Annotated in this window: 12 protein-coding genes and 1 riboswitch; of the genes, 7 read left to right on the plus strand and 5 right to left on the minus strand. The window is 69.8% G+C overall.

All coding sequences use genetic code 11. The features are described from left to right. Nucleotides 1-130 precede the first annotated feature (130 nt). From G6045_RS13115 to G6045_RS13145, 7 genes are all read left to right on the plus strand, one after another. Nucleotides 131-895, plus strand: a complete 765-nt coding sequence (locus G6045_RS13115; protein WP_165332091.1) for a rhomboid family intramembrane serine protease — start codon at nucleotides 131-133, stop codon at nucleotides 893-895. Next, a complete protein-coding gene (locus G6045_RS13120; protein ID WP_165332092.1) occupies nucleotides 892-1,173 on the plus strand; it encodes an Lrp/AsnC family transcriptional regulator in 282 nt (93 codons plus the stop codon). The genes G6045_RS13115 and G6045_RS13120 overlap by 4 nt, the downstream gene beginning before the upstream one ends. A gap of 102 nt (nucleotides 1,174-1,275) precedes the next feature. Then, a complete protein-coding gene (locus G6045_RS13125) occupies nucleotides 1,276-1,551 on the plus strand; it encodes a small hydrophilic protein (RefSeq protein WP_165332093.1) in 276 nt (91 codons plus the stop codon). Further along, nucleotides 1,526-2,986 (plus strand): sensor histidine kinase, encoded by a 1,461-nt coding sequence (locus tag G6045_RS13130; RefSeq protein ID WP_408056328.1) that lies wholly within the window; start codon nucleotides 1,526-1,528, stop codon nucleotides 2,984-2,986. Before G6045_RS13125 ends, G6045_RS13130 begins: the two co-directional genes overlap by 26 nt. Nucleotides 2,987-3,060: 74 nt before the next feature. Further along, entirely contained in the window at nucleotides 3,061-3,726 is a 666-nt protein-coding gene (locus tag G6045_RS13135) for a response regulator transcription factor (protein WP_165332094.1), read from the plus strand. A 94-nt stretch (nucleotides 3,727-3,820) separates the two neighbouring features. Then, entirely contained in the window at nucleotides 3,821-5,239 is a 1,419-nt protein-coding gene (locus G6045_RS13140) for an SLC13 family permease (protein WP_165332095.1), read from the plus strand. 101 nt (nucleotides 5,240-5,340) lie between these two features. Continuing rightward, the gene (locus G6045_RS13145; protein ID WP_165332096.1) at nucleotides 5,341-6,495 is read left to right on the plus strand and encodes a glycerate kinase family protein; all 1,155 of its coding nucleotides are present in this window, start codon (nucleotides 5,341-5,343) and stop codon (nucleotides 6,493-6,495) included. Nucleotides 6,496-6,498: 3 nt separating this feature from the next. Here G6045_RS13145 and G6045_RS13150 read toward each other — a convergent pair whose 3' ends face one another. From G6045_RS13150 to qcrC, 5 genes are all read right to left on the minus strand, one after another. Next, on the minus strand, nucleotides 6,499-7,893 hold the full coding sequence (locus G6045_RS13150; protein WP_165332097.1) for an aminotransferase class V-fold PLP-dependent enzyme: 1,395 nt from the start codon (nucleotides 7,891-7,893) through the stop codon (nucleotides 6,499-6,501). Nucleotides 7,894-8,069: 176 nt separating this feature from the next. Further along, nucleotides 8,070-8,187, minus strand: a riboswitch (SAM riboswitch). Nucleotides 8,188-8,271: 84 nt separating this feature from the next. Then, the gene (gene trpD, locus G6045_RS13155; RefSeq protein WP_165332098.1) at nucleotides 8,272-9,336 is read right to left on the minus strand and encodes an anthranilate phosphoribosyltransferase; all 1,065 of its coding nucleotides are present in this window, start codon (nucleotides 9,334-9,336) and stop codon (nucleotides 8,272-8,274) included. A gap of 118 nt (nucleotides 9,337-9,454) precedes the next feature. Further along, a complete protein-coding gene (qcrB, locus tag G6045_RS13160; protein ID WP_165332099.1) occupies nucleotides 9,455-11,089 on the minus strand; it encodes a cytochrome bc1 complex cytochrome b subunit in 1,635 nt (544 codons plus the stop codon). Further along, nucleotides 11,086-12,138 (minus strand): cytochrome bc1 complex Rieske iron-sulfur subunit, encoded by a 1,053-nt coding sequence (gene qcrA, locus G6045_RS13165; protein ID WP_165332100.1) that lies wholly within the window; start codon nucleotides 12,136-12,138, stop codon nucleotides 11,086-11,088. Before qcrA ends, qcrB begins: the two co-directional genes overlap by 4 nt. Further along, a complete protein-coding gene (gene qcrC, locus G6045_RS13170; protein WP_165332101.1) occupies nucleotides 12,135-12,944 on the minus strand; it encodes a cytochrome bc1 complex diheme cytochrome c subunit in 810 nt (269 codons plus the stop codon). Before qcrC ends, qcrA begins: the two co-directional genes overlap by 4 nt. Nucleotides 12,945-12,954 lie beyond the last annotated feature (10 nt).

Below are 12,954 nucleotides of genomic sequence, written 5' to 3' on the forward strand. Positions count from 1 at the left end.
CATCGGAACGCACTCCCCGTAACCCTACGGCCTGGCGGGGTGCGGTGCGGACGCCGTCCGCAGTCGGGGACGCTGATCACAACGGCGAGGCGGTCCCTGCACATCCGTCCCGTTCCGTCAGGATCTGTGCATGATCACGAAACCCGGAGCGGCCGGCCAGAGCCTGCGGACCTCGGCCGCGCGGGTCCTCACGGGCCACGGCCCGCTGGTCACGTACGGCCTGATCGCCCTGTGCTGCGCGGTCTTCGTCCTCTCCCCCGCCGCAGGACTCAATCCGGCGTACGGCACCGGCGATGCGCTGCTCGCCGCCCAGCGCACCTTCTTCGCGCGCTGGGGTGTGATCCCGGCCGAGCTGCTCAGCGGCTCGCCGCGGGCCGCGATCACCCCGGTGACCGCCCTGTTCGTGCACGGCAGCTGGCTGCATCTGCTCGGCAACATGCTCTTCCTCTACGTCTTCGGCGGCATGGTCGAGGAACGGCTCGGGCATCTGCAGTTCGCCCTGTTCTACCTGGGCTGCGGCGCCCTGGCCCTGTTCGCCTACGCGCTGGCGAACGCGGGCTCCACGCAGACCCTGGTCGGGGCGTCCGGGGCGATCTCGGCGGTGCTCGGCGCGTTCCTGAAGCTGTTCCCCAAGGCCCGCGTCACCAGCCTGCTGCCCTTCCTGTTCTTCCTCCCGCTGCGCTTCCCGGCCTGGATCGTGCTGCCGTTCTGGGTGACCCTGCAGTGGCTGGCCGCCCGGCGGGACGAGAACGGTCCGGGGGTCGCGTATCTCGCGCACCTCGCGGGCTTCTCGCTGGGGTTCCTCTACGCATGGGGACGTTATGCCCGTAGGTCTAAAGTGAAGGGGCCCGCCGGGCACAGGGCGCCGGCCACCGAGGGAGACAGTCAGCCGTGATCACCGCGATCGTGCTCATCAAGACCAGCGTCGACCGGATCCCGGAGATCGCCGAGTCCATCGCCGCGCTCGACAGCGTCAGCGAGGTCTTCTCGGTCACGGGTACGTACGACCTGATCGCGATGGTCCGTGTCCACCAGCACGAGAACCTCGCGGACATCATCCCCGGCAAGATCAGCAAGATCCCGGGCGTCGAGGCGACGGACACGCATGTGGCGTTCCGCACGTACTCCCAGCACGACCTCGAGGCGGCCTTCGCCATCGGGCTCGACAACTGACCTGGGTCCTGGGGCGGAAGCAGCCGATGAAGTGCGCGCAGATGAAGACTTCTTCATCCGCGGCTCATCCGGCGCGCGGGGTCGGCGGCGCACGCTGAGTCCATGGCTTTCTCCCACCGCATAGCGACCCTCGCCGCCGTGGTGGCGATCCCTCTCGGCATCGCCGCGACGAGCTACGCCCTCACCGACAGCCCTGAGACCCCCAAGGTGCCGCCGAAGGTCGAGCTGGACAACAGCTCGACGGGAACGCCCGGGTCGAGCACCCCCTCGGCGACACCGGGTACGCGGCAGCCCAGCGGCGACCCGAGCGACGAGGTGGTCTCCAGGCCGCCGGTGAACGACGACGATGACGATGACGACGACCGCGACGACGGCTGACCCCGACCGCATCTCCTCCCCCTGGCGGCTCTCGGCCCGGCTGCGCATCCTCCTGTGGCTGCTCGCCGTGATGGCGGTGGCGCTCGCCGCGGTCGCCGGCACGACCCGATCGATCCTGCTGAGAGATGTCGACCAGCGGGTCGCCCTGCTGCTCAGCCAGGAGGCGAACGAGTTCAAGAACTTCGTCGACATCGGCAGGGACCCGGCGACCAACAAGCCCTTCACGGACACACGGGAGCTCCTGAAGGTGTTCCTGGAGCGCCAGTACGCCGATCCCGACGAGGAGTTGCTCGGTCTGGTCGCGCGCGAACACGACCCGGACCCGGCGAAGCTGGCCCAGGTACGGGACATCCGTGCGGACCTGCCGCTGGACGACGACGCCGCGGCCCGCCGGCGGATCTTCGAGTCCCCCGCGTCCACCGGCACCCTCGACCGCCCCTCGGGCGAGGTGCGCTGGGCGAAGGTCGAGGTCGCGCTGCGCGGCCAGGACGCGCAGGCCGCCTTCGTCGTGGCCTTCCACCCCGAGCACGACCAGGCCCGCGCGGACCAGGTGTTCCGGGTGCTGCTCGCGATCTCCGGGGTGGCGCTCCTGATGACCACGGGCATCGGCTGGGTGGTCGCGGGCCGCATCCTCAAGCCGGTACGTCTCGTACGGACGACGGCCGCGCAGCTCACCGAGCAGGACCTGACCCGGCGCATCCCCGTCCAGGGCAAGGACGATGTGGCCGCGCTGGCCGAGACGTTCAACGGCATGCTCGACCGGCTCGAGCGTGCCTTCGCGGGACAGCGGCAGTTCGTCGACGACGCGGGCCATGAACTGCGTACCCCCATCACGATCGTGCGCGGGCATCTGGAGCTGATGGGCGACGATCCGGCCGAGCGCGAAGAGACCGTACGGATCGTCACCGACGAACTCGACCGGATGAGCCGCATCGTCGAGGACCTGCTGCTGCTCGCCAAGGCCGAGCGGCCCGACTTCGTCACCCCTGAGCCGGTCCAGCTCGCCGAACTCACCGCCGATGTCTACGTCAAGGCCCGCACCCTCGGCGCACGCGACTGGCAGCTGGCCGAAGTCGCCGACGGCGAGGCCCGGTTGGACCCGCAGCGGGTCACGCAGGCGATGGTCCAGCTGGCGCAGAACGCCGTGCAGCACACGGCCGCCGGCGAGACCATCCGCATCGGTTCGAGGGTGCGCGGCCCCCTCGTCGAGATGTACGTGGCCGACTCGGGCATCGGCGTACGGCCGCAGGACGCCGAGCTGATCTTCGAGCGCTTCCGCCGCGGGACCACACGCCGGGCCGCGAGCGGCGGAGCCGGGCTCGGTCTGTCCATCGTGAAGGCGATCGCCGAAGGACACCGCGGACAGATACGGCTGCAGAACACCGAGGGCGGCGGCGCGACGTTCGTCCTGGCATGGGACGGCTCGGCGGCATGAACCCAGGACGCACTGAACGCACCGAACGCACCACGGAGCGCGGCGCCCACAACGCCGTAGGAAAGTAGGACGCGATGCACCGGATACTCATAGTCGAGGACGAGGAGCGCATCGCGTCCTTCGTCGAGAAGGGGCTGCGCTCCAACGGCTTCACGACCACGGTCGTCGGCGACGGCGAGAGCGCCCACGACTACGCCCTGACCGGCGGCTTCGACCTGGTGGTCCTGGACATCGGACTGCCCGGCAAGGACGGCTTCACGGTGCTTCGCCAGCTGCGCGAGGCCCGGGTGACGGTGCCGGTGATCGTGCTCACGGCCCGCGATTCGGTACGGGACACCGTGGCCGGTCTGGAGGGCGGCGCCGACGACTGGATGACCAAGCCGTTCCGCTTCGAGGAACTGCTCGCGCGGGTACGGCTGCGGCTGCGCACGGCAGCCCGCGCCCCCGAGGTCACGCTGCTCAAGAACGGCGAGCTCTCACTCGATCTGCGCACCCGCAGGGCGCGCGCCGACGGCCGTACGGTCGATCTCACGGCCCGCGAGTTCGTGCTGCTCGAACTGTTCCTGCGCCACCCCGGCCAGGTCCTGTCGCGGGAACAGATCCTGTCCCACGTCTGGGGTTACGACTTCGACCCCGGGTCCAACATCGTCGACGTGTACGTGAGGGCGCTGCGCAAGAAGCTCGGCGCGCAGCAGGTCGAGACGGTGCGCGGGATGGGGTACCGCATGCCCGGGGAGTGAGCGGCGCCGCCGGGCCGGCCTGCCCGGGCCCGGGTGAACTTTCCTTCATCTACGGCTCATTGAGGGCTCACCGCGGCCCACAACGCTGTACGGCGTGACCCTGAACGTACGGCAGACAGCAACCCTCGTGGTGGCCCTCAGCATCTGCGGGCTGCTGCTCGTCCCCACCAACTTCCCGGCCCTGGACGGCGACGCCCGGCTGACCCTCGCGGTGTTCACCCTGGCGACCTGCGCGTGGATCGGCACCCCGATCGACGACACCTATATCGCCCTGGGCGCGGGGCTCGCGCTCACGGTGACGGGCGTGATCAGCAGCGACACGCTGTTCGGGACGCTCGGCGACGAGACGGTGTGGCTGCTCATCTGCGCGTTCGTGCTCGCCGCCGCGGTACGCCGGACCGGGCTCGCGGGACGGGCCGCGGCCTTCCTGGTCAGCGGGGCCCGCAGCGTACGGCAGTTGACGCATCTGACCACCGCCGCACTGGTCGTGACGGCCTTCGCCGTGCCCGCGACCTCCGGCCGCGCGGCCCTGGCCCTGCCGGTGTTCCTCGCCCTGGCCAAGGTCCTCGCCGACCGCAGGCGCCTCGTGGTGATGCTGGCGCTGCTCTTTCCCACGGTCATCCTGCTTTCGGCGGTGGCGACCCTGATCGGCGCGGGCGCCCACCTCATCACCGTGAACGTCCTGTTCGAGGCGACCGGCGAGCAGATCGGCTTCACACAGTGGCTGCTGCTCGGTCTGCCGCTCGCCGTCGCCTCGTCCCATCTGGCCGCCGAAGCCGTGCTGTTGACGATGACCCGGCACGAGGACCGCACGGGCCCGGTCCGTATCACCGCCGCGCAGATCCAGGAGCACAGCGAGCAGCCGGTCACGGGCCCGCTGAGCACCGAGGAGACCCGCTGCGCACTGCTGCTCGGCACGGTCGTGGTGCTGTGGTGCAGCGAGCCGCTGCACCAGGTGCCGCCCGCCGTGGTCGCCCTGATCGGGGCGGTCGTCGCGGCCTCGCCGGCGCTCGGCACCGTACGTCTCAAGGACGCCCTGAAGACCGTGCCCTGGTCGCTGCTGCTCTTCATGGCCGCGACCATGGCGATGGGCGTCGCCCTCGCCGACTCGGGGGCGGCGAAATGGCTGGTCGACGGATTGCCGAACGGGCTGTCCCCCGCGCTGTTCCTGGGCGTCGTGATCGCCGTCAGCACCGCCGCGCATCTGGTCCTTCAGTCCCGCTCGGCCCGCTCGTCGGTCCTGGTGCCGCTGGTCGTGGTCGCCGCGGTGGGCGCCGGTGTGAACCCGGTGGCCGCCGCGCTCGCCTCGACCGCCGCGGCCGGCTTCTGCCACACCTTGCCGGCCTCCGCCAAGCCCGTGACGCTCTTCGCGGACATCCCCGGCACCCCGACGTACACCCCGCGCGACCTGCTGCGCCTGTCCGCCGTACTCGCACCGCTCACGGCGGCCCTGGTGCTCCTCTTCGCCCTTGCCGTCTGGCCGCTGCTCGGCGTGCCCGTCCTCGCCCCTTGAGCCTCGCGCCCTGAGCGCACCACCTGCTCCCTCAGGCTCGCGCCCTGAGCACGCCACCCCGTACCGGCCCACAATCCCCGCACCCCGATCAGGAGTTCACCATGCTGACCCGAGTCGCCGTCGCCCCCAGCGGTTTCAAGGAGTCCCTGTCCGCCGAGGCCGCCGCCCAGGCCATCGCCGAGGGCGTACGACGCGTCGTACCCGATGCCGAGGTCGACCTCATCCCGCTGGTGGACGGCGGCGAGGGCACCGCGGCGACGCTCGCCGCCGGCACCCCCGGCGGGCAGCTCGTCCCCACCACGGCCACCGGCCCGGTCGGCCGCCCCGTCCGTACCCACTTCGCGCTGCTCGGCCCCACCACGGCAGTCGTCGAGATGGCCGCCGTGGCGGGCCTGTCCCTGGTCCCCCGCGCCCTGCGCGATCCGGGCGCGACCACCACGTACGGCGTGGGCGAACTGATCTCCGCGGCGCTCGACACGGGCGTGCGCCGCATCCTCATCGGCTGCGGCGACTCCGGTACGTCGGACGGCGGCGCGGGTGCGCTGCAAGCTCTGGGGGCGCGGCTCCTCGACACCGACGGCCGTGAACTCCCGTACGGCGGAAGCGCCTTGGCGGCCCTCGACCGGATCGACACGACGGGCTTGGACCCCCGGCTGAAGGACACGGAGCTGCTTGTCGCCTGCAATCCCTTCAACGTCCTGTGCGGGGAGCGCGGCGTCGCCCGGGTCTTCGGCCCGCAGAAGGGCGCGACCCCGCAGCAGGTCGAGGGGCTGTCGGCCTCCCTCGACCGGTGGGCCTCGGCCCTCGAGCGGGATCTGCCGAGCGACCTGGACCTGCGGGAGGGCCCGGGTACCGGCGCGTCCGGCGGCCTCGGCGCGGGCCTCGCCGCGCTCGGCGCGCGGCTGCTCCCCCGCTTCGACGTGCTCCTGGATCACCTCGACCTCGACGCCCGCCTTGCCCGCGCCGACCTGGTCGTCACGGCCGAGGGCGCCCTCGACTTCCAGAGCCCGCGCGGCAAGGTCCCCGCCGAAGTGGCCCGCCGCGCCAAGCTGTCCGGCCGGCCGGTGCTCGTGCTCGCGGGCACGATCGGCGAGGGGGCGCACCGTATCCGCGCTTCGGGCGTGGACGCCTACAGCGGCATCCTGCCCGCGCCGGTCACCCTGACCGAAGCCCTGGGCCGGGGCGCGGAGTTCCTCACGGACGCCACGGAACGCGCCCTGCGGATGGTTCTCCTGGGCGCCCGGCTGGCGGCTTAGCTGTCAGGCAGAGGTGTCGGGCACGCAACGCCCGTCCTCGGTACGGTAGTTCCACCGCGCACCGTCACGGACCAGCTCGCCGACGGCGCGTACGAAACGCTCCACGTGCTCGTCGGGCGTCCCCGCGCCGAAGCTCACCCGGATCGCGTTCAGCGACTTCTCGCCGGGCGCGGCCTCGGGGGCGCCGCACTCGCCCTGCTCCTGCGGATCGCTGCCGAGCAGGGTGCGCACCAGCGGGTGGGCGCAGAACAGTCCGTCACGCACCCCGATGCCGTACTCGGCGGAGAGCGCGGCGGCGAAGTGCGAGCTGTTCCAGCCGTCGACGACGAAGGAGATGACGCCCACGCGCGGGGCGTCGTCGCCGAACAGCGAGAGCACCCTGACCTGGGGCACCTCGGCAAGTCCCGTACGGACCCGCCCGATCAGCTCCTGCTCCCGCGCGACCAGCTGGTCGAACCCGGCCTCGGCGAGCGCCTTGCACGCGGAGGCGATGGAGTAGGCGCCGATCACGTTCGGCGAACCGGCCTCGTGCCGCGCGGCGGTGGAGTGCCACTCGACGTCCACGCCGCCGTCGGTGCGCCGCGCGACCGCCTTGGACGCGCCGCCGCCCGCGAGGTACGGCTCGGCCTCCTGCAGCCAGTCGGCACGCCCGGCAAGGACGCCGGAGCCGAAGGGCGCGTACAGCTTGTGCCCGGAGAAGGCCACCCAGTCCACGTCCAACTCCTGTACGGAGACGGGGTGATGGGGCGCGAGCTGAGCGGCGTCGAGCACGATGCGCGCACCGTGCGCGTGAGCGGCCGCCGCCAGCTCGCGCACCGGCCAGAGCTCGCCGGTGACATTGGACGCCCCGGTCACGCACACGAGCGCCGGACCGTACGGGTCGCGCGCGGCGAGCGCGGTCTCCAGGGTGCGTACGGCCTCGTCGGGCGTACGGGGAGCGTTGAGGTAGGTGACCCGGGCATCGCGCCAGGGCAGCAGCGACGCGTGGTGCTCGGTCTCGAAGACGAACACCTGGCAGTCGGCGGGCAGCGCCTGGGCCAGCAGGTTGAGCGAGTCGGTGGTCGACCGCGTGAAGATCACCTGGTCGCCCTCGCGGCAGTCGAGGAACTCCTCGACGGTGCGCCGCGCGTTCTCGAACAGGTCGGTGGACAGCTGCGACAGATAGCCGGCGCCGCGGTGCACGCTGCCGTAGTACGGCGCGTACGCGGCCACGTCGTCCCAGACCCGCTGCAGGGCGGGGGCGCTGGCCGCGTAGTCCAGGGCGGCGTAGGTGACTTCACCGCCGGTGACGAGCGGCACGCGGACATCGCGGCCGAGGACCTGGAGCGGCTCGGTACACACCGGCTCGGCGGCGGAGGCTTCGAGGGTGGCGGCGTTGGTGTTCAGGTACGCGGACATGGCGAACTCCCGTGGCAGGCAGGCGAATGCACCGCGCGAGCCGTACGGCGTCGAGCGCGGGTGATCCGAAAAAAGGGGGGAAAAGAGGGTGCGCGGAAGTGGGGCGGATTCGCCCTATCGCATTCGCTTGCTCACGAGACTGCTCCCTTGAGGACCAGGACCCCAGGGTGTGCAGGGGTCCGCGCTTGCCACAGACCTTGTTGTCTGCGGCCTGGTCTTCACCCGGGGCACCCCGCCACGGACGGAGGGTTGCCGGACAGCGGGCCGGGGCCGTAGTCGCTGTCACTCATGACCTGTGCAGCATCTTGCCAGAAGATCTTCCACGCGCAAGGCGCAGTCCGTATCCCGGACTGCGCCCTGCGTCACATCCGCGCGCCCTCAGGCGTTGCTGGCCTTGATCCACCGCTCGAGCGTCCTGCGCGCCGCACCCGAGTCGATGGCCTCGGCGGCCTTGTCCATCCCGGCCCGGATCTGCTCGGCGAGCGGCGCGTCCGTCGGCTCCAACGCGACGAGCGCCGCGGCCGAGTTGAGCACCACCGCATCCCGTACGGGACCTGTCTCCCCCGAGAGCACCCGGCGCGCGACCTCGGCGTTGTACGAGGCGTCGGCGCCGCGCAGCGCCTCGACCGGCACCAACTCGAGGCCGACATCGCGCGGATCGAAGGACTCCTCGCGTACGACACCGTCGCGCACGATCCACACCCGCGAGGTCGCGGTGGTGGTCAGCTCGTCGAGCCCGTCGTCACCGCGGAACACCAGCGAGGAGTTCCCGCGCTCGGCGAACACCCCGGCCACGATCGGCGCCATCCGCGGATCGGCCACGCCCACGGCCTGCGCCTTCACCCGCGCCGGGTTGGTCAGCGGACCGAGCACATTGAAGATCGTCCGGATGCCCAACTGGCCGCGTGCCGCACCGGCATGACGCAGCGCCGGGTGGAACTTCACGGCGAAGCAGAAGGTGATCCCGGCCTCTTCGGCCACCTCGGCCACGCGCTGCGGCGTCAGCTCCAGATTGACCCCGAGCTTCTCCAGGACGTCGGAGGACCCGGACGCGGACGAAGCGGCCCGGTTGCCGTGCTTGACGACCTTGGCGCCCGTGCCGGCGATGACGATCGACGACATGGTCGAGATGTTGACCGTCTTGGCGCCGTCGCCCCCGGTCCCGACGATGTCCACGGTCGGCCCGGACACCTCGATGACATTGGCGTGCTCGTACATCGCGCGTACGAGACCGGTGATCTCACCGACGGTCTCGCCCTTGGCCCGCAGCGCCACCACGAACCCGGCGATCTGAGCGTCGGTCGCCTCACCGCGCATGATGCGGTCCATCGCCCAGAAGGTGTCCTCGGCGCTCTGGTCGCGCCCGTCGAGCAGTCCGTTCAGTACGGCGGGCCAGGAACGGACCGCCGTGGTGTCGCCTCCAGCGGGGGTCACAGCGCTCATGGTCGCTCCTGGTCGTCGGTACGAATCGGCAGGCCTCAGCCTAACGAAGCCCGGGGACGGCAAAGAGCCCCGTCCAGCGAATGGACGGGGCTCCTGCCGTGGCGTTCAGCTACAGAGATCAGTGGTGGCCGTGGCCGCTGGTGATCTCCTTGTACTCGTCGGCGGTGGGCTTGGGGATCTGGCTCTCTTCCCCGTACATGCCCTGCGAGAGCTTGGCCTTGAGCTTCTGCGTGCCCTTCACCTTGCGCTCGACACCGTTCTCGTCGACCGTCGGGCCGAGCTCGAGCGGCTTGTGCTGCTCGTGCGCCGTGAGGGTGTGCAGCGCCTCCTGGCTGAGCGGCTCGTGCACCTCGATGAACTCACCGTGCGGCAGGCGCTTGATGATGCCGGACTCGCGTCCGTGCAGCACCTTGTCCTTGTCGCGGCGCTGGAGGCCGAGGCAGATCCGCTTGGTGATGATGAACGCGATCACCGGTCCGACGAAGAACGCGATCCGGACGAACCAGGTGATCGAGTTGATCGACAGATGGAAGTGCGTCGCCCAGAGGTCGTTTCCACCACCGATGAGGAGGATGAAGTACCAGGTCAGCCAGGCCACACCGAAGGCTGTACGGGTCGGGGCGTTGCGCGGGCGGTCCAGGATGTGGTGCTCGCGCTTGTCCCCGGTGACCCAGGACTCGATGAACGGCCAGACGGCGATCGTCACGAGCACCAGCGGGAAGATGATCAGCGGGATGAACACACCCAGGACGAGCGTGTGACCCCAGGCGTTGATCTCCCAGCCCGGCATGACACGGATCAGGCCTTCGGAGAAGCCCATGTACCAGTCGGGCTGGGCGCCGGTCGACACCTGGTCCGGACGGTACGGGCCGAGCGCCCAGATCGGGTTGATCGAGGCGAGCGCCGAGATGGCCGCGATGACACCGAAGACCAGGAAGAAGAAGCCGCCGGCCTTCGCCATGTACACGGGCAGAAGCGGCATGCCGACCACGTTCTTGTTGGTCTTGCCGGGGCCCGCGAACTGGGTGTGCTTGTGGTAGAAGACCAGGATCAGGTGCGCCACCACGAGCCCGAGCATGATGCCCGGCAGCAGCAGGATGTGCACCGAGTAGAACCGGGCCACGAAGTCGCCGCCGGGGAACTCTCCGCCGAACAGGAACATCGACAGATACGTACCGACGATCGGCACCGAGAGCACCGCGCCCTGCATGAAGCGCACACCGGTACCCGACAGCAGGTCGTCCGGCAGTGAGTAACCGGTGAATCCGGTGAACATGCCGAGGACGAGCAGCAGGAAGCCGAACAGCCAGTTGACCTCACGCGGCTTGCGGAACGCGCCGGTGAAGAACACGCGCATCATGTGCACGAGCATGGCCGCGACGAAGATCAGCGCCGCCCAGTGGTGGATCTGCCGGATCAGCAGACCACCGCGCACATCGAAGGAGATGTGCATGGTCGAGTTGAACGCCTCGGACATCAGCTGACCCTGCAGCGGGACGTAGCTGCCGTGGTACTCCACCTCGTTCATCGACGGGTGGAAGAACAGCGTCAGATACACACCCGTGAGGATGATGATGATGAAGCTGTAGAGGCAGATCTCGCCGAGCATGAAGGACCAGTGGTCCGGAAAGATCTTCCGCATGTTGGCCTTGGCCAGGGAGTAGATCCCGAGACGGCCGTCGGCCCAGTCGGCAACGCGCTCGCCCGCAGGCGCTTTGCGCTTGTTGTCCGTCGAAGAAGTTGTGGTGCTCATCCGCGCTCCCAGAAGGCAGGACCGACAGGCTCCTCGAAGTCGCCAAGCGCCTGGAGGTAGCCCTCCTCGTTCACGCCGATGCGCAGCTGCGGCAGGGCGTGGCCGGCGGGACCGAAGATCACTCGGGCTCCGTCGGTGAGGTCGAAGGTGGACTGGTGGCACGGGCAGAGGACGTGGTGCGTCTGCTGCTCGTACAGAGAGATCGGGCAGCCCACGTGGGTGCAGATCTTCGAGTAGGCCACGATGCCCTCGTGGGACCACTCGAGTTCCTGCTTGTCCTTGATGTCGTCCGGCTCGAGGCGGACGATCATCAGGGCGGCCTTGGCGATCTGGGTCTGGAAGTCGTGGTCGTGCTCCTCCAAGCCCTCGGGCTTGGCGAAGGTCAGCGAACCGACGGCCACGTCCGCGGGACGCAGCGGCTCGTTCGTGTTCTGGTTCACGAGCAGCTTGCCCTTGGCCCACAGCGTGTGCCGGAGCTTGTCCTCGGGCAGCGGACCGAGGTCACGAAGCAGGACCACACCGGACAGCGGGACCAGGGTCAGCGCACCGAACATGGTGTTGCGGATCAGCTTGCGCCGACCCATCGCCGACTCCTTGGCGCCCTGCTTGAAGTCCGCGAGGACCTTCGCCTTGACCTCGGGCGGCGCCGAGATCTCGTGCCGCTCGTCGGCGATCTCCTCGTCGGACATCAGGGTGCGGGCCCAGTGGACCGCGCCCGCGCCGATGCAGAACAGCGCGATGCCGAGGGTCATGCCCAGGGCGAAGTTCAGCGCGCTGATGTGCCCGATCGGCCAGACGTAGATGCTCTTGTCGACCGGGAACGCCACGTACGAGGCGATGAAGCCGATCGTGGCCAGCATCGACAGCGTGAACAGGAAGGCCACGGTGCGCTCGGAGCGCTTCGCGGCCCGCTCGTCGATGTCCTGGATGCGGTGCTCGTGGGGCGGCAGTCCGGGATCGGCGAACGGGTTCTCCCCGTGCTTCTCCAAGTCGGCGCCGTCGGCCTGCGCTACGGGCAGGTTCTCTTCTGGAATGTCTTGGCTGCTCATGACTTCTTGGCCTTTGCGGTCCGCGCGGCGACCCACACAGCGACAGCGATCAGGGCACCGAGACCGAAGATCCAGGCGAACAGACCCTCGCTGACCGGGCCGAGCCCGCCGAGCTTGAGACCGCCGGGGCTCTCCGTCTTCTCACCATTGACCGCGTCAAGGTACGCGATGATGTCCTTCTTCTGCTTCTCCGGCATCGTCGTGTCGGGGAAGGAGGGCATGTTCTGCGGGCCGGTCTGCATGGCCTCGTAGATGTGCTTGGGGCTGACGCCCTCAAGGCTCGGCGCGAACTTGCCCTTCGTCAGGGCGCCGCCCTCACCGGTGAAGTTGTGGCACTGCGCGCAGTTGGTACGGAACAGCTCGCCACCCTTGGCGATGTCCGCACCCTCCGGGCTGACCTGCTTGTCCGTCGGGGTGACCGGACCGGCGCCGAGGGAGGCGACGTACGCGGCCAGCTGGTCGATCTCGGCCTGCGTGTAGATGTTCTTCTTCTTCGGCACCTGGGCGCCGGGCTGCTGGGCCGGCATACGGCCGGTGCCCACCTGGAAGTCCACCGCGGCGGAGCCGACGCCCACGAGCGACGGACCGTCAGTGGTGCCCTGACCACCGGTGCCGTGGCAGCTGGCGCAGCCGACCGAGTAGAGCTTCTTGCCCTCCTCGATCGCGAGGGACTGCTGTGTTTCTTCGGCCTGCGCCTTGTCCGCCGGCGCGAACGCGGCGTACAGCCCCCCGGTGGCCGCAAGCGCGAGGATTAGGACGACGACCGCCGCCAGCGGATGGCGTCGTCGTGCGGAGAGCTTTTTCACGGATTACCCC

Origin of the sequence: Streptomyces mesophilus (assembly GCF_011044995.1) — a bacterium.
Lineage (GTDB): Bacteria > Actinomycetota > Actinomycetes > Streptomycetales > Streptomycetaceae > Streptomyces > Streptomyces mesophilus.

Bases quoted from the DNA above. Each gene is read 5' to 3' on its own strand.
- qcrA (WP_165332100.1), bottom strand. From the start codon at position 12,138: ATGAGCAGCCAAGACATTCCAGAAGAGAACCTGCCCGTAGCGCAGGCC.
- G6045_RS13135 (WP_165332094.1), top strand. From the start codon at position 3,061: ATGCACCGGATACTCATAGTCGAGGACGAGGAGCGCATCGCGTCCTTC.
- G6045_RS13145 (WP_165332096.1), top strand. From the start codon at position 5,341: ATGCTGACCCGAGTCGCCGTCGCCCCCAGCGGTTTCAAGGAGTCCCTG.
- qcrB (WP_165332099.1), bottom strand. From the start codon at position 11,089: ATGAGCACCACAACTTCTTCGACGGACAACAAGCGCAAAGCGCCTGCG.
- G6045_RS13125 (WP_165332093.1), top strand. From the start codon at position 1,276: ATGGCTTTCTCCCACCGCATAGCGACCCTCGCCGCCGTGGTGGCGATC.
- G6045_RS13130 (WP_408056328.1), top strand. From the start codon at position 1,526: ATGACGACGACCGCGACGACGGCTGACCCCGACCGCATCTCCTCCCCC.
- G6045_RS13115 (WP_165332091.1), top strand. From the start codon at position 131: ATGATCACGAAACCCGGAGCGGCCGGCCAGAGCCTGCGGACCTCGGCC.
- G6045_RS13150 (WP_165332097.1), bottom strand. From the start codon at position 7,893: ATGTCCGCGTACCTGAACACCAACGCCGCCACCCTCGAAGCCTCCGCC.
- trpD (WP_165332098.1), bottom strand. From the start codon at position 9,336: ATGAGCGCTGTGACCCCCGCTGGAGGCGACACCACGGCGGTCCGTTCC.